Here is a 16,908-nt window from a genome sequence, read left to right as displayed (position 1 = left end):
GGAGGCGCTGCTGCCCCTCCTACGGGGTTCGCGGCACTCGACGGTCGCCCGGTCAGGTGCAGGTGTCATCGGCGGCGTTGGTGACGGTGAGGTCGGCCGGGATCTCCGCGAGCTGCGGGCCGGACTCGCCGAGGGTGGTCGAGTTGACGCTGCCAGTGAAATCGCTGCCCAGGATCAAGTCCAGATATCCGGCCGAGCTGCTGGTCTGTTCGAGTACAGCGCCGGGAATCGCCGCGGCCAGCGTCTGCGCGGCCTCGGTCAGAGCAGCGTTGTGGCGGATGACGGTGCGGGTGCTCGGCTCAAGATGGTTGGTGATCTCGTAGATCTGAAACGAGCTGTCAGCCAACGAGTCCGCGGTGACCGCGGCCAGCCCCGAGATCGTGGTGGCGTTCGCGACACGGACGCTGATCTGCGCGGGACTGACGGTCAACGCCGGACCCGGTGGCGGGGCAGGGGCCACCGCTGCCGGGACCGTCGGCGCCGCGGCCGGGTTGCGTTGCTCCCCCGGCAGCGGGGTGTCATCGATGATGGCACCGAAGATCGCCTTGATGTCGGTCGTACGGGGAATCTCGTTGCCGACGTCGTTGGTGCCCGACGTCGGCACGGTCAAGAAGGTGATCGCACCGGCATTGACTCCTTGCAGAGACCGGCCCAGCGCGAGCAGGTCTTTGGTGGTGACATTCTCGACGAAGGTCTGGCGGGTGAACGCGGAGATGAAGCCGTTGAGCTTGGCCGGGTCGAACAGGACCTTGTTCGACATCGCCGAGCGCAGCAACGACGACAGGAATCGCTGTTGCCGTTTGATGCGCCCGTAGTCGCTGGTGCCATCGCTGCGGATATGGCGTGCCCGCACATAGTTCAACGCGGTTTCGCCGTCGACCAGCTGAGGTCCGGTCCTCGGCAGGACCGGACCGAGAATGTCGTCGATGAGCGGAGTCGGTGTGCAGACCTGCACACCCCCGATCTGGTCGACCATCGCTTCGAACCCGGCGAAATCGATACCGATGAAATGACCGATCTTGATGCCGGTGATCTTCTGGATCACCTTCACCAGACACCGCGGTCCGCCCAGGGCGTAGGTGGAATTCAGCTTGGCGCCGTCGGCGGCGGGCATCAGTTCCTCGGTGTAGCTGGCGCTGGGGTTGTCCCACGCCTGGCACTGCGGCCGGTACACATCCAGATCACGGGGAAACGACACGGCCACCGCCCGCTGCCGGTTGGCCGGAATATTGACCAGCATCACCGTGTCGGCGCGTGCGCCTTCCACCGCATCGGCGCTACCGGCACCGACCTGGCCGTTGGCCCCGGCGCGGCTGTCGGTTCCGACGATCAGAAACGTTTCATCACCGACCTGAGCACCGGGATCGACCACATCGGTGGAATCGAGATCCAGCGCCCCGACCTGAGTGAACCCGTTGTCGGTGGAACGCATGTACCCCCACGCACCTCCGGTGCCGGTCACCACCAGTACCGCGGCGAGCACCACCGCGCTCTTCGCCAAGCGGCGCGCTTGCCGTGCGGGGTCCTCGTGGCGGGCCTGCCGACGGCGCCGAGCTCGCCGCGCCTCGGCACCGCTCCTTGTCACCGCCCGCCCGGTCCCGACATCACCGGATCGGGCGGATCCGGAACGCCGGTGGACCGGATGCTGATCGGTGGGCGCATCGGCGCCGCCGTGCACACTCGTCGAGGAGCGCTGATCGAGCCGAGGGCGCGTAGTGTCCTCGCGCCGCCGCTGCCCGGATGCCGGCGGCACCGTGTAGCGAACCGGTGTCGTCGGTGTCGGGTCTTCCATTCCCCAGCGTCTCCCATCTGCGGCCCCTGCCGAATCGAGGCCACCGACCATCATAAGGACCCGCTGACCGCTGCCTCCTGCGTTGCTGTGCTCACTCCCGCGACCGACGGGCCAGCCCCTGATCGCGCTGACGGCGCGCTGGTCGATGGGCGAGAACCGAGCGAGCGAGACGGGCTCTCACGTGCTTGTTCGCCCCTGCGACCGCTGGATGGATGGATCCGTCGGGCACCTCCCTCCGATCGGACCGCACGACAACATTCCGGCTCACCGTCACCGGCACCGTCCCTGCCGCGTCCATGCCCGTGACGGCGGCAGCTCACATCGGCGGCACCACTGCTTCGACAGCCGTGGCAGCGTGTTCGACTCGGTCCCACGCAGTATCGGGATCTGTCGGCTCTGCCAGGATCATCGTGACACCGACCGTGCCGGTCGGGGCGACCATGACCATGCTGTAGGACGGGTCGTCACTGCGGCGGTAGCCGAATGCCTCGCGGCCGTTGATGTCGAGCTGGCGGCGCTCGGTGAACTCGACACGGCGTGCGAGCTCCTGCAACGGGACCGGAACAGACCACACCGTCAATTGCGCTTGCCACCGCTGGTCACCAGTGCCCGCTGTCTTGTCGAAGGTGCAACCGAGCGCCCGGTAGCTGTCGATGGCAGGCGAGGTCCTGTGGCGCGACCCGCTGCGGAATCCCAGACCGGCGATCACATCACCGCCGACTTGAGTACACGGATCGAACTCGACGACCACGGCCGCGGCGCCCGATGCGGCAGGCTTCGATACCAAGGAACCAGTGATGGGGGTCTGGGACGGAGCAAGGTCCAGGACCGAGGACGAACCACCGGGCTCGAGCGCGTGAGCGCTACAGCCGGTCAATTCAGCTGCTGAAAGCCCACACGCCGCGACAACCAGGACCGCCACAGCCACCGACCGACGCCGCAACAGTTCCACGATCCCTCCCGCGCCTCTGGCGACCCGGCACGTTCCACGGTATCCGACCCGACTGCCCTGGTTGACCGCTTCCCGAATCCCCAAGACGCCGACCTCGACACAGAATTCGACGCCGCCACGAGCACTCGACCCGACCCGCGCTGCGGCCGTGATGCCTGCGCATCCGGGACGCATCGAGTTCACCGCCGAGCTGTCGAATAGCCGTCGTGCCCGAGCATCCCATTGCGCGGGAACGCACGTGTTGACAGACGCGGCTGTTCACTGACCGTTCACTCGGGGGCGGGTTGTCAGTTGCAGACGATGACTACACACAGCTGCGACGAGTCGGCCGGATCCGGAATCGACACTGACAGGAAGTAGTAGTTTCATGCGCAATACCCCCGGGCGTCGACTGCTGGTAGCAGTCCTCGCCTCGCTCGGCCTCGTCATCTCGACCGGCAGCCTCGCCCATTCCGCACCCGAGCGGGACTTGTTCCCGTGCGGCGTCGGCAACGGCTCGACCACCGCGCGCTACTGCGACCTCGCGGCCGGCGATCTCGTCGAAATCTCGCTGGCCGAACTCCGTCCCACCCAACCCTCGCTCGGCCATGACGAGGTGTTCTACAAGCTCGGCCGCTACACCCTCGGCAAGGACGCGGTCAACAAGCGGTTCGACGATTGGTGCGAAGCCAACGGCCAACGCGAAGTCCTCACAGCCCAGCCCGCGGCGAAGCTGTCGGACCCCGCCACATTCACCTGCGCGGTGCCGGTCGGTTCGGAAACCCCGCAGACCACCGGACCGATGAAGACCGCGGTGGTGGGACCGGGCGGCCAGCTGTATCTGACCGATGGGCACCACACGTTCACCTCGTTCTGGGAAACGCCTGACGGCGGCCCGAATCTCCGCGTCCGAGTGCGCATCACCGGCAACCTGTCGGGGCTCAATCCCGCCGCGTTCTGGCAAACCATGCAGGAGAAGGGGTGGACGTGGTTGCGCGATGCCGCCGACCGTCCCATCAGTCCCCACCAGCTTCCCCAGCGCCTCGGACTGTCGGAGTTCGGCGACGACCGCTACCGCGCGGCACTGTATTTCGCCCGCGACATCGGCTTCAGTCAGGACGCCGACAGCCCCGCTTTCCAAGAGTTCTACTGGGGCCGGTGGTTACGGGCCCAGTCCGACCCCGCCGTGCAGCCCGACCACACCGATCGCACCGACCTCGGCGCCTACCTCACCCTGATCCGGTCGATCTCCACCGCCATCGTCGCCCTCGACAACGGCGCGCAGGTCAGTGACGGACACACCGCCGAATCCCTCGGCAAGCTCTCTGCCTTCGACAGCAAGGAATTCGCGAAGCTGTCCCGGCCCTATACCGATGACAAGCCTGGCAAACTGGCCTACGCGCTGCAGTACAAGAACGCGCGCTGACCTGTGCGCCGTGGACGCGCACGCAGGCGCGTCCCTAAGTGGCAGTGTCGATCCCCTTGCTGACCCAGACCGATCATCGCTCGACGGCGACGAGCGATCGGGATGGGTCTGCCAGCGGCCCAATAGTCCTCGAAAGCCGACCCGAGCCAGGCGAAGCCAGGCCACTGCGCCCGAAACGGACTCACTCTCACCTCCGGCGTGCCGCGATTGCACCGCTGCCGACGACCTGTGATGGCGGACACATCGTGGAACCATTCCTCACCCCGCCGCGTCCAAACCAGTGATCGGACCGAAAGGCATTGATCTGCAATGGAATCGGGCTTCGCGCTGACTGGCACTCTGGTTCTTTGCAGGTTCAGTTGCTGTCCGGGCCGATCGGTGTCGTTCACGGCTGAGAATCGGGGAGGAAACACAGAATGAAGCGCGTCAAGAAGGCTGTCACAACGGGTGCCGTACTGGCGACGACCGCGATCGCGTCGGTGCTCATGGCGGGTGCTGCGCGGTCGAGTGTGGCCCCCGGTGCACCGACCTTGTCGGTTCTCGACTACACCGGTACTGCGGTAGTGGTCGAGGCAGAGCACGGTGGTCTTGAGTTCGAGTTCGCGGCGACGCACTACGTGGTGCGGTCGTGCTACTTCGAGCAGATGAACCGCCAAGGGGCCACCGGGCCGCACAAGTTCGACGGCAAGGGTAAAACCAAGGATGCCGCTGAGCGCGATGCCGACGCCAAGGCCAACAGGGCGGCAGGAGATCAGGGGATGAAGCTCAAGCACTGCCGGACCGAGAGTCACTCGTCCAAACGCTAGTTGAGGAGGCGCTGCGATGAACGAACGCCAGATTTGGCAGGTCGCCATCGGCCTGGGAAAGCCGGACCGTGAAGGTCCGGGATCGGTGTCCAGCGAGGAGATTCATCCGGTGGCACTGCTGCTGGAGGGCAGCGTGCGCAAGGTCGATCCCGAGAACCGGGTTCCCTGTGTCACCGGGTTCGGGCCCGTATCGGATCTGGCCGAGGCCGCGGTGCGGCTGAAAGGCGATGACTACGACCTGGCGCAGGTGCCGTTCGAGTGCACACTGACTGTGTACATGACCGACGAGGAGGTCGACGCGCTGCTCGAACAGGTCGCCGCCGACCTCGCGGTCGACGCCGCCGATTTCTCTCCGGTGGCGGACCGTCAAGTCACCGTCGCCTTGCGTCCGATCTTCGACTATGCCCAGAAGGCCGATTCGTATCGGTACCTTGTCGATCAGTGGTCGATGGGCGGCCAATCATGATGGCACCGATAGTGCGGTGAGCGTGATCTGGGCGTCGTCGAGGGGGAGCGCCGGAGACTCGGGCCGAAATGCTGGCACCGGATGCTCGCGGCCATTGGCGGCGGCGCCCAGGAACACGGGACGGTGTCCGCGAGAACAGGTTTCGGTCGTTCCGGACCGAAGCGATAGGCCAGGAATGGCGGCAACATGGTGACCTCGTGGGCGCAGGCCCGCGCGACGGCGCCTCGCCCCGGTGCATGTTCGACCACAGCGTGGCGAACTTCTCAGGTCGATCGGGCCACGCGTTTGCGGCAGGCCGAAGGTGCCTGGTTCAGCCAGAGTGTTCGCTCCTGAGGCCTGGTCGTTGACCACATGTCGAGCCAGATCACGCCTAGGTTCGCGGTACGCTGCGGCACCGCTCGAGGATCCGGTGTCTGGTTTCAACGGCGCCTTTGGCGCTGCGGCGGGGTCAGTCTTCGGCGACCACGATCACGCTGTCGAGAGCGGAGAAGGTGACGGTGGAGTCCTTGGGGGGATTGAGCGTCACACCGTAGGCCGGTGGCTGATCCTTGAGGTGGTGGAGCCGGTAGCCGATCGCGGCTTCCCCTCGTAGCCGTGCCGCGCCTACGATGGTGGCGAAGTTGACCTTCGCGCCGATGCTGACGTATTCCGGGGCGGGCTTGAGGTAGATCTCGGAGCCGCTGGGATCGAACAGGTCGGTGAATATCGCCTGCAGATGACGGTTCTCGGCCAGCTGGGTCAGCAGCAGACTGATCAGCTTGGTGCTGACGATGAAGTCGTCGGCCTTGGTGACCTGGGCGATCTCGCGGTTGGTGTCGTCGTTCATCTCGGTGACGATCGAATACGGATCGCCGATGTGGACCTCGATGTCGCGCAGGTGCAACAAAGTCACCAGAGTTCGATCATCGGCGTGGTCCTGGTCGAGTTTGTCATCGGTCAGCACGATGACATGCTGATAGCTTCCCGGGTCGAGAGCCTCGAGCGACCGCCTGTTGGTCGGCTCGCAGAACTGATAGCCGACACGCAGGTGGGACCGCGGCTCGGCGGTGACCTCCTGTGGCGGCGGGGACGCGGCGGCGATGTCGAGGACCGAACCGGGTGGGACGTACTCGTCGAGCAAGCTCAGAATGCGGGGCCCACGCGGGTTCCAGCCGATCAGCAGGGTGCGGTCGGGTTCGATGGTCGGCGGCGAGTCCGCGACGGCCGCCATAGCGGCGGTGTCCACGGGCACCGGCTCGGTGAGCAACCTGGCCGAACTCGCTCCCTCGGCGATCAGGATGATCTGGTCACCGGTTTCGACGAGGGTGCTCATCGGTGGGTTCACCGACACCGTCCCGTCACGGCGGCGCAGACCGATCGGACAGCCGTCGTCGTAGCGGTCGAGCGTCTCGCCGTAGGTCGCCCCGACCAGCGCGGGTTCGGGTTTGAGGTAGATGCCGTTTCCGGCGAAGTCGAGCAGGTCGGTACACACCGTGGACAGACCGGACTGACGATGCGATTGCACCACGATCCGGACCGTGATGTCCTCGGCGTCGATCACGACGGTGTCGCCGTCGGCGGCCAAGCGCGCCGCCGCCAGATTCTGTGACTGATGTACCGCGGCGACCACATGTGGTCGCCGCGACGGCCACGTCCGGTTGTTCAGCAGCAGCAAGACCTTGATCACATCGACGTCGGCGTCCTCGCCCGGTGGCGGCAGCACGATGATCGATGTGGCGGTGTCGAGACTGACCAGGTCCAGATCGGTCCGCTTGAGCGGACTGCCGGACCGGCAGATCACCTTCGTGCGGCCGGTTTCCGGGACGCGGGTACGGATCTGGTCTTCCATGTCGACCTTGTCGCGGTCGGCCAGGATCACCACGCTCGACCGGCGAGCGCCCTTGTTCGCACCGACCAGCTCGGCCACGACGGTGAACACCTGATCCGACCAACCCAGCACCACCGTGTGCCCGGACGCGATCAACGGTGCCCGGCCCTTGCGCAGCTGGGTGATCCGTTGTTCCAAGCCGGTCACCAGCACACCGATCAGCGAGCTGACGATGAAGACCCCGCCCAGGGTCACCGCGAGCATCAACAGCAGAAACGGCACGCTGAACACGGTGGCGTCGTCGCCTCCCATGGTCCCGGGATCGAGTGTGCGCAGCAGACTCATCCACGCCACACCCACCCAGCCACCCTTGACGCCCTCGACATCAGTGGGTGCGACGAGCGTGGCCAGGCCCGTGATGACCGCGATCAGCAGGGCCGAAGCCAACCCGAGCCAGCCGATCAAGGCCGGAGTTCCGCGATCCATCGTCCGGTCGAACCAGAATCTCGCCCGGTCCCGCACTCTGATCCTGGCCATCCCCGCCCCTTCGCGCTCCCGGCGACCCGCTCGAGTCGAACCTAGCCGTTTACAGCGAATCCTGCACCAGCAAAACAACATTCACGTCACAGCGAGCCGCGCGAGCAAGTATGCCGAGGACCTGCAGCACAACCAGGGCGCCGGGCAGCCACCGCCTACATTCGCTGCGGGTCCGCGAGGGTCATCCGGTGGTGAATCGGGCGAGCTGGGGAATCGCTTCGCCCGGGTGGGTGGCGTGGAAGCCTTCGCCGAGTGCCTGCATCTTCCAGTCGGCGCCTGCTCGGAACACCTTCGCCATCGCCATCGCGGTGAACGGCATACCGCCGGTCAGGGAGTAGCGGGCGAGCTCAGTGTTGGTGGTGCCGTCGATCAACCGGCAGAAGGCGTTGGTGACCTGTTCGAAGGTGTGGCCCTTGTACGAGGTCACGAAGAACAACAGCGTGCTGACATGGGCCGGTACCCGGGTGAGATCGACCAGCACCACCTCGTCGTCGCCTTCTCCCTCGCCGGTGAGGTTGTCGCCTTGATGACGGATCGAGCCGTCTTTCGAGGTGAGCTGTCCGTAGTAGGCGACATCGACCAGATCCGTGCCGGCATACATCGCCACCGAGGCGTCGAGGTCGATCTCGCTCGCGCGGCGCCCGAACAACCCACCCCTGGTGATCGGATCCCACCCCAACCCCATCCGGATGAAGGTCAGCGCGACACCGCCGTCCTTGCGCAGCGTGACACGCTGGCCCTTCGCCAGGCTGACCGGGTGATTCTTGGACAAACTGACCTCACCACCGGGATGCGGTGGCTGCTGCGCCGCCGGTGTTCGCCCCAGTGCGGGTGCCGGGGTGGCCGGGTAGGTCGGCGGTGGAGGTTGCTGCACCGGATACGGTGTGACCGCGGGCGTCGGCGGGTAAGCCGGTCTCGGCGCGGCGGGCTGGGCCGAGACCGGTGGGCTGGGTGGGGGCGCGGCGGGCGCGGGGTCCTCGACGCTGACGCCGTGGTCGGTGACCAGCGCGGCGAATCCTCCCGCATAGCCCTGGCCGACCGCGCGGACCTTCCAGCTGCCTTGGCGGCGGTACAGCTCGACCGCGATCACGACCGACTCGCTGCTCAACCCGTCGATGCGGTACTCGTAGAGCGTGTTTGCGCTGGCATCGGTGATAGAGGCGACTGGCGGCGCGATCGTTCCGAAGCTCCCCGAGGAGTCTTCCAGGGTGATCACCGCCCGGATCGCGGCGATGTCGGCGGGTACCTGCCTCAGCGAGACCGCCACGGCCGCGGGGTGGCCCGGGCTCGTCGGCTGCAGTCGCACCCCGGGGCCGGTGGGTTGGTTGTAGAAGACGAAGTCCGCGTCCGTGCGGACCTTGCCCTGATCGGTGACCAGCAGCGCCGACAGATCGGCCGGGGCGGCCAGGCGCACCGAGACCACGACGTCGTCGACGGTCAGTGGGCCGTTCTGTCCCTTGGTGAGCGTGACAGACACACGCTGTCCTTTCCTTCAGGAGTCGAGCATCGCGCGGCGCGCCATCCGGCTCGGGGTTGACAGGAGATGGCGGGGCACCCTCAGCTGCCCCGCCATCGGTCAGTTCTCGACGACCTGGGTACCCTCGGCCAATTTGTCGTGCCAGCCCTGTTTGGTCGAGCTGGTGCCGACGGTCACCGCGATCGCGAGTGCGGCCACGAACCACAACGCGCCGCCGATCCAGGGAATGAGGTTGAGCAGCATGTAGCAGTTGCGCAGCGCCGAGTCCTTCAGGCTCGGCTTGGCCGCTCCGCCGGAGCCGTTGACGTGCAGTCCGAGCAACTTCTTACCCGGCGTGGACCCTGTTGCGACTTCGAAGCCGACGAAGTACAGGAAACCGAACCCCGCCCCGGGCAGGATCGACAACCAGTCGGGAGTGTGCGCGGACTTGTTCAGCAGCCAGAACAGCACCGCTCCCACGATTCCGGCGATGATCCAGTCGACGAACCGCGCCGCGGCCCGCTTGCCGAGCCCGCCGGGCACCACTGCCGAGGCAGCGCCGAACGACGGATCGTATCCAGGTGTTGTCATGATTGTTCCTCCCAGTAACACCGACCCACACACAATGGGTCACACCGCCGGGCAGGCGGTCGTTCTCTTACCCATCCCGCACGATCACGCCGATGACCTCACCCGGGTTCGGCAGTGCCGGTGGGGTTTCCGTTCAGACTCCGTCGGCGAGGTCAGCGGCGACGAGGTCGGCGACGACGACGGTGATGTTGTCGGGGCCGCCCTCGGCCAAGGCCAGCTCGACCAGTGCGGCGGCGCAGCCCTCGACATCGGGTGTGACGGCCATCACCGACTCGATCTGATCGGCGCCGACCACGTCGGAGAGTCCGTCCGAGCACAGCAGGAACCGGTCACCGACCTCGGCTCGGTCGAGTGCAAGGGCCAAGGTGACCGGTTGCCCGGTCAAGGCCTGCATGATCACCGAACGCCGCGGGTGTGTGCGTGCCTGCTCCGCGGTGATCTGGCCGAAATCGACCAACGATTGAACGAAGGTGTCGTCGCGAGTGAGCTGGCTGAGCGTGGCTTCTCGCAGTCGGTAGGCGCGCGAGTCACCGACGTGCACCAGCCCGAACCGGGCCCCGTCGAACAGCAACGCGGTCAGCGTGGTCCCCATGCCGGCGGTCTCGGTACTGTTGCGGGCGTGCTCAGCGATCGCCGAATTACCGTCGAGCACCGCCTGTTCCAACCTGTCGAGCAGATCGCCTGTGCTGGGCTGGTCCAGCGGCGCCAACGCCGCGATCATCAGCGCGGAGGCGATCTCGCCGGCCGCGTGCCCGCCCATGCCGTCGGCGAGGGCGAGGACGTTTGCGCCGACGTGGACGCTGTCCTCGTTGGCCGATCGCACCAGACCACGATGGGTGCGCTGCGCGGCGACCAACCGGGTCGCCACCACGACATCTTCGTTCGTCATCGACCGGCGATCAGATGTTGACGCCGTAGTCGCGGGCGATACCGGCCAATCCGGAGGCATAGCCCTGCCCGATCGCGCGGAACTTCCACTCTGACCCGCTGCGGTAGAGCTCACCGAAGACCATCGCCGTCTCGCTCGACGCGTCCTCGGTGAGGTCGTAGCGGGCCAACTCCGCACCGGTGGCGCGGTCGACGACGCGGATGTAGGCGTTGCGGACCTGTCCGAACGACTGGGAGCGGGCCTGCGCGTCGTGGATGGAGACGGGGAAGAAGATGTTGGTGATCGTCGGCGGGGTCGCCGCGAGGTCGACGTTGATCACCTCATCGTCGCCCTCGCCCTCACCCGTCAGGTTGTCACCGGTGTGCTCGACGCTGCCCTCGGGCGAGCGCAGGTTGTTGTAGAACACGAAATGCCCGTCGGAGAGCACCTTTTGAGTCGGACCGGTGATCAACGCACTGGCGTCGAGATCGAAGTCGGTGCCCGTGGTCGAGCGCACGTCCCAGCCGAGACCGACCGCGACCGCGGTCAGGTTCGGCGCCTGCTTCGACAGCGACACATTGCCGCCCTTGGCCAGACTGACACCCATGGTCTTTCCTTTCCTCGTGGAGTGAAACTGCCTGTGCCACCAACTCGGTGTGGTGGCCATCAGGTCTGCGGTAGCCGCCGGTGGTTGCGCCTGCGGCTGCCGGACAGCTTGGCGAACGATCGCGGGAGGGGTCGGGGGCTCGATCACCACTCCAGGGCCGGGTGTGCGGGTGATCGCCGAGAGCGGGTGGGGATCGAGTTGCTCAGCCAGGGTGAGCACCCGGCGTCGCAACTCGACCAGTTCGATCAGGTCCCGGTTCGACGGCACACCCGCTTGGTCGGTGAACCGGGTGGCCGTCGCCGACATCTGGCTCGCTGCGATCACGGCCGCCCGCAATCTGGCAGCGACCTCGCCCGGTCCCCACGCCGGTCCGACCTCGTTGCTACTGGTATCGGCCATCGTCTCCCCCTCGACATGCCTGGCTCAGGTGGTGGCGTCGGTGTCGGCACCGGCCAGCAGCAGCCGCTGCAGGACATCGGTGATCGTGAGCAGCCCAACCAGCCCCGCTCCGGGCTCCGATGTTCTGGTGACCAGTGTGAGGTGTCGACGGTTGTCCCGCATGACGCGCAGTGCCTCGTAGACCGGTGTGTCGGCATCGAATCGCAACACCGGGCGCATCAACTCCGTCGCCGTCGCATCGGCCGCGGCTGCGAGACTGTCGCGCACGTGAACCACACCCCGCACGTCCTGGCCGTCGCGGACCAGCAACCGCAGGTGCCCGGTCTCCCGCGACACCCGCTGGATCTCGCCGACATCGGCGGACGGCGCGACCGCGCTCGGCGTGGGGTTCGGGACGACGATGTCGCCGACGGTGAGCTGCTCGAGTTCCAAGGCGCTGGTGAGGTTTCCACGATAACGCTCATCGAGCGTGCCCGCCGTGGCCGAATGCTCGACCAGGTGCCGCAACGCAGCCGGATCCTGACCTGCCTCGACCTCGTCGACCGGGGTGACGCCCACCTTACGCAGGCACCAGTTCGCGGCATGGTTCAACGCTGTCAGCAGCGGCCGGGTCACCGCCATGAACGCGCGCATAGGTAGCGCCAGCATGGTGGCCGACTTCTCCGGATGCGCGATCGCCCACGACTTGGGCGCCATTTCACCGACCACCAGGTGCAGGAACGTCACCACGATCAACGCCAGCACGAACCCGGCGACATCGGCGGCCCACAACGGTGCTCCGAAATGTTCGATGAGCGGGGTGATCCAGTGGTGCACAGCGGGTTTGGTGATCGCACCCAACGCCAGCGTGCACACCGTGATACCCAGCTGCGACCCCGCCAGCAGCACCGGCAGCTCCGCCGAGCTCCGCAACGCCGCACGCGCGGCACGGCTGCGCGGTGCGGCATCCTCGAGCCGGTGCCGCCGCGCGGCGATCAACGCGAACTCGACCGCGACGAAGAACGCACTCGCCGCGATCAGCACGATCGTGGCCACCAGGACCACCCACGGATTACTCACCCTCGCCTCCGTCACGCTCGGTGTGAATGCTCAGCCACACCGACGACGGCACATGCTTGCCCACCGCCCTGACCTCGGCCACCACGACACGGGCCGGACTCAGGGTCTCGGCGAGGAAGTCCGCGCCGCTGCGCGGCAGCCCGATCTCGACCCGATCACCGACGACTGGCAGGCCACCGAAGGCATGGATGACCAAGCCTGCGACGGTCTCGTAGTCCCCCGCGGGCAGATCCACCTCGAGCACGCGCTCGACCTCATCGATGTGCGCCTCACCCGGAACGAGCCAACCATCCCGGTCGGCGACGATCTGCGGACTGGTGCCGGAATCGTGCTCGTCAGCGATCTCACCGACGAGTTCTTCGGCGATGTCCTCGACGGTGACGATGCCGGCGAAGCCGCCGTATTCGTCGACGACCAACGCCATCTCCTGACCTGCCTCCTCGAGCTGGGCGACGACCTCGGGCAACGCCAGCGACTCGGGAACCAGCACCGCGTGCCGCAGATGATCGCTCGCGGTCCCCGTCGGTGTCGCGCCGAGCAGATCATGCAGTTCGATCGTGCCGAGCAGGTCGTCGCTCGAGCGACCGACCACCGGATAGCGAGTGTGTCCGGTACTCATCCGGGCCAGCACCGCGGCGACGGGTTCCTCGGCATCGACCAGATCCACCTGCGAGCGCGGGATCATCGCGTGCTCGGCGGTCGCGGACGGGAAGTCCAGAATCCGATCCAGCAACGTCGACAACTCGCGCGGCAGTTCACCGGCATCGCGGGACGCGGCGACGATGTGCTCGAGATCGCGGGGAGTCGCCGAATGCTCGACATCGTGGACCGGTTCGATCCGCAAGGCACGCAACAACACATTCGAGGACTGATCGAAAAGCCAGATCAGCCAACCGAACACCCGCAGATACCACGTGGTCGACCGAGCCAGCCACCGCGCGACCGGCTCAGGACGGGCGATCGCGAGGTTCTTCGGGAACAACTCACCGAACAGCATCTGCACGATGGTCGAGAACCCGATCGCCAGCACCGTCCCGACACCGACACCGACCGCCGTCGGTACCCCGATCCCGCCGAACAACTCCCCCAGACCCCGCCCGATCAGCGGCTCGGCCACATAGCCGACCAGCAGACCGGTGACCGTGATCCCCAACTGGGCACCCGAGAGCATGAACGACGTGCGCCGGGTGACCGCCAGAGCCCGCCCCGCTGAGGCGTCACCGGCCTCGGCCTGCGCCGCCAGCCGCGAGCGGTCCACCGCCATATAGGCGAATTCCTGCGCCACGAAATACCCGGTCACCGCGGTGATCAACATGACGACCACCACGCCCGCGACCACGCTGAGGACGGTCAACACACCGCCACCCCGTCACCGCGCATCACGGCACGGGGCCACTCAGAAGGACCTTCGTCGTCAGCTTCACCATCCGGCATGCGAGCCACAGTAGCACGCGGCACTGTAAGGTTTCGGGTGCAGAGCACCGGTTACATACCAAAGCACGGATGGAAGGACAGCACCGATGCCCGAACATCCGATTCGTATCGGCGAACTGGCCTCCCGCGCCCAGGTCAGCACCCGCACCGTCGACTACTACACCAGCCAGGGACTGCTGAGCCCGGTCGAGCGCACCGCAAGCGGCTACCGCCTCTACGATCCCAGCGACGTCGACCGCATCACGCTGGTCAAACAGCTGGAATCCCAAGGGCTTTCCCTCGACGAGATCACCACGGCCTTCGCCGGTGACGACGCCGACACCGCCGCCCGCCTGGCTCGCCTCCAAACAGATCTGCGAACACTACAGGCGGCGATCGACGTCGCGCCCACAGCCCTCCAAGGACTGCTCGCGGTCATCGCGGGCCGCGTCCACGGCCTGGTCGCCATCGCGTTGCAGATTCCCCCCGACATCCCGATCCTGTAGCCACATCCCGACACTCGGCAATCATCAGCCCACCGTCACCCTCACCGACGGCCCGACACCTCCCCGTGAGACGCAGATGATGGCGTTGAAAAACGTTCGTACGCAACCTATTTGACAGCCGCCGCTGCACGCGAGGTACGTCTCTCGGCGAGAAGAGTACCGACGAACGTACGTTCGCCATACGTGTACCGTGTCGCATGCAGGTTCTCCACCCTGCACCCGCAGCCCCGGGCCGCGGGTGACCGCGTCGGTTGCCCACCACCCCATCCGGTGGGCACCGGCACGGTCGAACAGCCCACGATCCGAACATTGGCGCGCGGCGGTCGCCGCGTTCGCCGTGCGGCCAGTCCCGCCCGGTCAGCGACCACGCCTGCGAGCAGCACAAGTTGCTTCGTCCCCGAACGGCCCCATCGACAGCGCACCCTCGAAGCGTCGCGCGGTGATCGAATCGGTGGCCCCGTCACCGCCCTGCGCGCCGAAAACGGACAACGCCGCCACTTCGACGGCAGTATCCGAGAGGACCCTGCCGAGGTGGTTTCGTGTATCAGTCACCTCATGTCCGCCTGGATCCAGCATGGCGAAGGTCTGCTCAATTCACATCGTGGATACACCGTTCCGCCACAGCATGAGAAGCCAGTCGCTTCGTGCTGTTCCCCGAAGAACAACCAGTGCGAACCCTGGTCAACTTGATCCAGACCAAAAATACGCCAAAATTTCAGGGTGATCGTGCGTGATCTACAGTGATCGCCATTACTATGCCAAGCGGGCATAACCACTGGTAGGACGCGCAGAGTGACTCCCCGTTATCAGCGGTGAACGCAGGGAGACCCCGAACCACTAACCGCCAAGTCAGGGTTCGAGTCCCTGTGGGGGCACTTCACCAGCGCTGACGGCTGCCCCTACCAGCGCTGTTGGCCCTGGTCGACTGGCCCATTCAGTTCGTAGCCGCGTACGGGTCCTCGTGGGTCGTGCCGTCGAGCGCGGTGTCGAGCGCCTCGACGGCTACGTCGTATTGGCTGCGGTCGAACAGGATCGGGCCGAATGTCGTGTAGTCACGCGCGGGGCGATGGGGCTGTTCGAAGCGGTCCCAGACGACGAGGTCGCCGGTGAGGGTGATGCGGGTGAGCAGCGGCCAACAGCCCCATTCCCCGCAACTGCACGCGAGCACCTGGGTCTTCTGCTGCCCGCGGAAAGACAACCCGCGGAAATGATCCATAGCCGACTCGAACCGGAAGAACAGAGGAACGAGTCCGCCGTACGCGTCACCCGCGGGCTCCATCCGGGCGCAGGTTTCGTAGGTGTCGATGAGATCCGTCAGCAGGATGGTGTCGATGCGCGGCATGATCTGGTGGACGTCGGGACGTCCGGGCGGTCCCGGCCGATAGTCGAACTCGAGCTCGCTCACGGCAGTCGAACGCCGACGATGCGAACGCGCTCGAGAGGTGGACCGAACCGCACCCACACGACGGCGCGCGCGGGGAGCCAGGCCCTTTCCGGCGATCACCGGCTGAGGCGCAGAACGCCCTTCTGGGTCGAAAGAATCACGGCGTCACCGTATCCAGTGATAGTCGAGCCCGCAAAGTAGACGTCGACACTTCTATCTCTGCCCGAACCCTGGGGCGTAGGTTCGTAGGTAGGCGAAGCGGCGACATGAAGAGGTGTCTGCGATGCGGGTTGTCGAGCGGGTTCGGGGATATGCGGGGGCGATCAAGCGGGCGCGGCGGAATCGCGGGGAACTGGTCGGGTGGCTGGGACGGCGGCCGCAGATCGGGGCGGCGACGGTGATGTATGAGACGGCCCTGTTGCTCAGTAACAAGCTGGATCCTCGGCTCAAAGAGCTGGCCGAGTTGAAGACGGCGGGGCTGGTGGGGTGTCAGTTCTGTTTGGATATCGGGTCGGCGCTGGCGCACACATCGGGGCTCACGCGGGAGCAGATCACCGACCTGGGCCGGTATCGGACCAGTGATGCCTATTCGGAGCTGGAGAAAGCGGTGCTCGCGTTCGCGGAGGCGATGACGGTGACGCCCGCTGTCGAGCTCGAGGAATTGCGCACCGAACTGCTCACGCATCTGTCCAAGGCGCAGTTGATGGAATTGGCCGCGGCCATCGCGTGGGAGAACCAGCGGGCGCGGCTCAATCAGGGCCTGGGTGTGCGGCCGACCGGGATGGCCGATGGGCTGACCTGCGCGATGCCGGAACCGCGGCGCGCGCCGTGACGGTGCTCCGGGAGCGCACGCCCCCGGA

At 66.4% G+C, this 16,908-nt stretch carries 14 protein-coding genes and 1 pseudogene; 5 read left to right on the top strand and 10 right to left on the bottom strand.

What is annotated here, in order from left to right:
* Positions 1–52: 52 nt before the first annotated feature.
* Both DFR69_RS23805 and DFR69_RS23800 read right to left on the bottom strand, forming a co-directional pair.
* A complete protein-coding gene (locus tag DFR69_RS23805) occupies positions 53–1,585 on the bottom strand; it encodes an LCP family protein (RefSeq protein ID WP_244198422.1) in 1,533 nt (510 codons plus the stop codon).
* A gap of 523 nt (positions 1,586–2,108) precedes the next feature.
* On the bottom strand, positions 2,109–2,744 hold the full coding sequence (locus tag DFR69_RS23800) for a DUF3558 family protein (protein ID WP_167456381.1): 636 nt from the start codon (positions 2,742–2,744) through the stop codon (positions 2,109–2,111).
* A 367-nt stretch (positions 2,745–3,111) separates the two neighbouring features.
* On the opposite strand from DFR69_RS23800, the gene DFR69_RS23795 reads away from it, so the two are divergent.
* The 3 genes from DFR69_RS23795 to DFR69_RS23785 all read left to right on the top strand — a co-directional run bounded on the left by DFR69_RS23795 (position 3,112) and on the right by DFR69_RS23785 (position 5,421).
* Positions 3,112–4,149: a ParB/Srx family N-terminal domain-containing protein gene (locus tag DFR69_RS23795; RefSeq protein WP_110039819.1), complete on the top strand. Its 1,038-nt coding sequence runs from the start codon at positions 3,112–3,114 to the stop codon at positions 4,147–4,149.
* A 416-nt stretch (positions 4,150–4,565) separates the two neighbouring features.
* On the top strand, positions 4,566–4,955 hold the full coding sequence (locus DFR69_RS23790) for a dsRNA-binding motif domain-containing protein (protein ID WP_110039818.1): 390 nt from the start codon (positions 4,566–4,568) through the stop codon (positions 4,953–4,955).
* Positions 4,956–4,971: 16 nt separating this feature from the next.
* Positions 4,972–5,421, top strand: coding sequence for a hypothetical protein (locus DFR69_RS23785; protein WP_110039817.1), 450 nt, complete (start codon positions 4,972–4,974; stop codon positions 5,419–5,421).
* A 448-nt stretch (positions 5,422–5,869) separates the two neighbouring features.
* Here DFR69_RS23785 and DFR69_RS23780 read toward each other — a convergent pair whose 3' ends face one another.
* The 7 genes and pseudogenes from DFR69_RS23780 to DFR69_RS23750 all read right to left on the bottom strand — a co-directional run bounded on the left by DFR69_RS23780 (position 5,870) and on the right by DFR69_RS23750 (position 14,102).
* Entirely contained in the window at positions 5,870–7,765 is a 1,896-nt protein-coding gene (locus DFR69_RS23780; protein ID WP_110039816.1) for a CASTOR/POLLUX-related putative ion channel, read from the bottom strand.
* Between the two features lie 181 nt (positions 7,766–7,946).
* A complete protein-coding gene (locus DFR69_RS23775) occupies positions 7,947–9,242 on the bottom strand; it encodes a TerD family protein (RefSeq protein WP_110039815.1) in 1,296 nt (431 codons plus the stop codon).
* Positions 9,243–9,341: 99 nt separating this feature from the next.
* The gene (locus DFR69_RS23770; RefSeq protein WP_167456380.1) at positions 9,342–9,812 is read right to left on the bottom strand and encodes an RDD family protein; all 471 of its coding nucleotides are present in this window, start codon (positions 9,810–9,812) and stop codon (positions 9,342–9,344) included.
* A 151-nt stretch (positions 9,813–9,963) separates the two neighbouring features.
* Positions 9,964–10,701, bottom strand: a pseudogene (locus DFR69_RS23765) (PP2C family protein-serine/threonine phosphatase); the annotation flags it as partial.
* A 10-nt stretch (positions 10,702–10,711) separates the two neighbouring features.
* Positions 10,712–11,287: a TerD family protein gene (locus tag DFR69_RS23760; RefSeq protein WP_110039868.1), complete on the bottom strand. Its 576-nt coding sequence runs from the start codon at positions 11,285–11,287 to the stop codon at positions 10,712–10,714.
* Between the two features lie 423 nt (positions 11,288–11,710).
* Positions 11,711–12,745 (bottom strand): CNNM domain-containing protein, encoded by a 1,035-nt coding sequence (locus DFR69_RS23755; RefSeq protein WP_110039813.1) that lies wholly within the window; start codon positions 12,743–12,745, stop codon positions 11,711–11,713.
* On the bottom strand, positions 12,738–14,102 hold the full coding sequence (locus DFR69_RS23750; RefSeq protein ID WP_110039812.1) for a hemolysin family protein: 1,365 nt from the start codon (positions 14,100–14,102) through the stop codon (positions 12,738–12,740). The genes DFR69_RS23755 and DFR69_RS23750 overlap by 8 nt, the downstream gene beginning before the upstream one ends.
* 163 nt (positions 14,103–14,265) lie before the next feature.
* Between DFR69_RS23750 and DFR69_RS23745 the strand changes: the two genes are divergently transcribed.
* Positions 14,266–14,664, top strand: a complete 399-nt coding sequence (locus tag DFR69_RS23745) for a helix-turn-helix domain-containing protein (RefSeq protein WP_110039811.1) — start codon at positions 14,266–14,268, stop codon at positions 14,662–14,664.
* Between the two features lie 934 nt (positions 14,665–15,598).
* On the opposite strand, the gene DFR69_RS23740 is transcribed toward DFR69_RS23745, so the two are convergent.
* On the bottom strand, positions 15,599–16,069 hold the full coding sequence (locus DFR69_RS23740; protein WP_110039810.1) for a hypothetical protein: 471 nt from the start codon (positions 16,067–16,069) through the stop codon (positions 15,599–15,601).
* A gap of 262 nt (positions 16,070–16,331) precedes the next feature.
* On the opposite strand from DFR69_RS23740, the gene DFR69_RS23735 reads away from it, so the two are divergent.
* Positions 16,332–16,880, top strand: a complete 549-nt coding sequence (locus DFR69_RS23735; protein ID WP_110039867.1) for a carboxymuconolactone decarboxylase family protein — start codon at positions 16,332–16,334, stop codon at positions 16,878–16,880.
* The last annotated feature ends 28 nt before the right edge of the window (positions 16,881–16,908 follow it).

The sequence above is a fragment of the Nocardia neocaledoniensis genome, assembly GCF_003182135.1.
GTDB classification, from domain to species: domain Bacteria; phylum Actinomycetota; class Actinomycetes; order Mycobacteriales; family Mycobacteriaceae; genus Nocardia; species Nocardia neocaledoniensis.
The sequence above is the reverse complement of the archived record's forward strand: the minus strand, read 5'-3'. Positions and strand labels throughout refer to the sequence as shown.

Bases quoted from the DNA above. Each gene is read 5' to 3' on its own strand.
- DFR69_RS23795 (WP_110039819.1), top strand. From the start codon at position 3,112: ATGCGCAATACCCCCGGGCGTCGACTGCTGGTAGCAGTCCTCGCCTCG.
- DFR69_RS23790 (WP_110039818.1), top strand. From the start codon at position 4,566: ATGAAGCGCGTCAAGAAGGCTGTCACAACGGGTGCCGTACTGGCGACG.
- DFR69_RS23785 (WP_110039817.1), top strand. From the start codon at position 4,972: ATGAACGAACGCCAGATTTGGCAGGTCGCCATCGGCCTGGGAAAGCCG.
- DFR69_RS23780 (WP_110039816.1), bottom strand. From the start codon at position 7,765: ATGGCCAGGATCAGAGTGCGGGACCGGGCGAGATTCTGGTTCGACCGG.
- DFR69_RS23770 (WP_167456380.1), bottom strand. From the start codon at position 9,812: ATGACAACACCTGGATACGATCCGTCGTTCGGCGCTGCCTCGGCAGTG.
- DFR69_RS23760 (WP_110039868.1), bottom strand. From the start codon at position 11,287: ATGGGTGTCAGTCTGGCCAAGGGCGGCAATGTGTCGCTGTCGAAGCAG.
- DFR69_RS23745 (WP_110039811.1), top strand. From the start codon at position 14,266: ATGCCCGAACATCCGATTCGTATCGGCGAACTGGCCTCCCGCGCCCAG.
- DFR69_RS23735 (WP_110039867.1), top strand. From the start codon at position 16,332: ATGCGGGTTGTCGAGCGGGTTCGGGGATATGCGGGGGCGATCAAGCGG.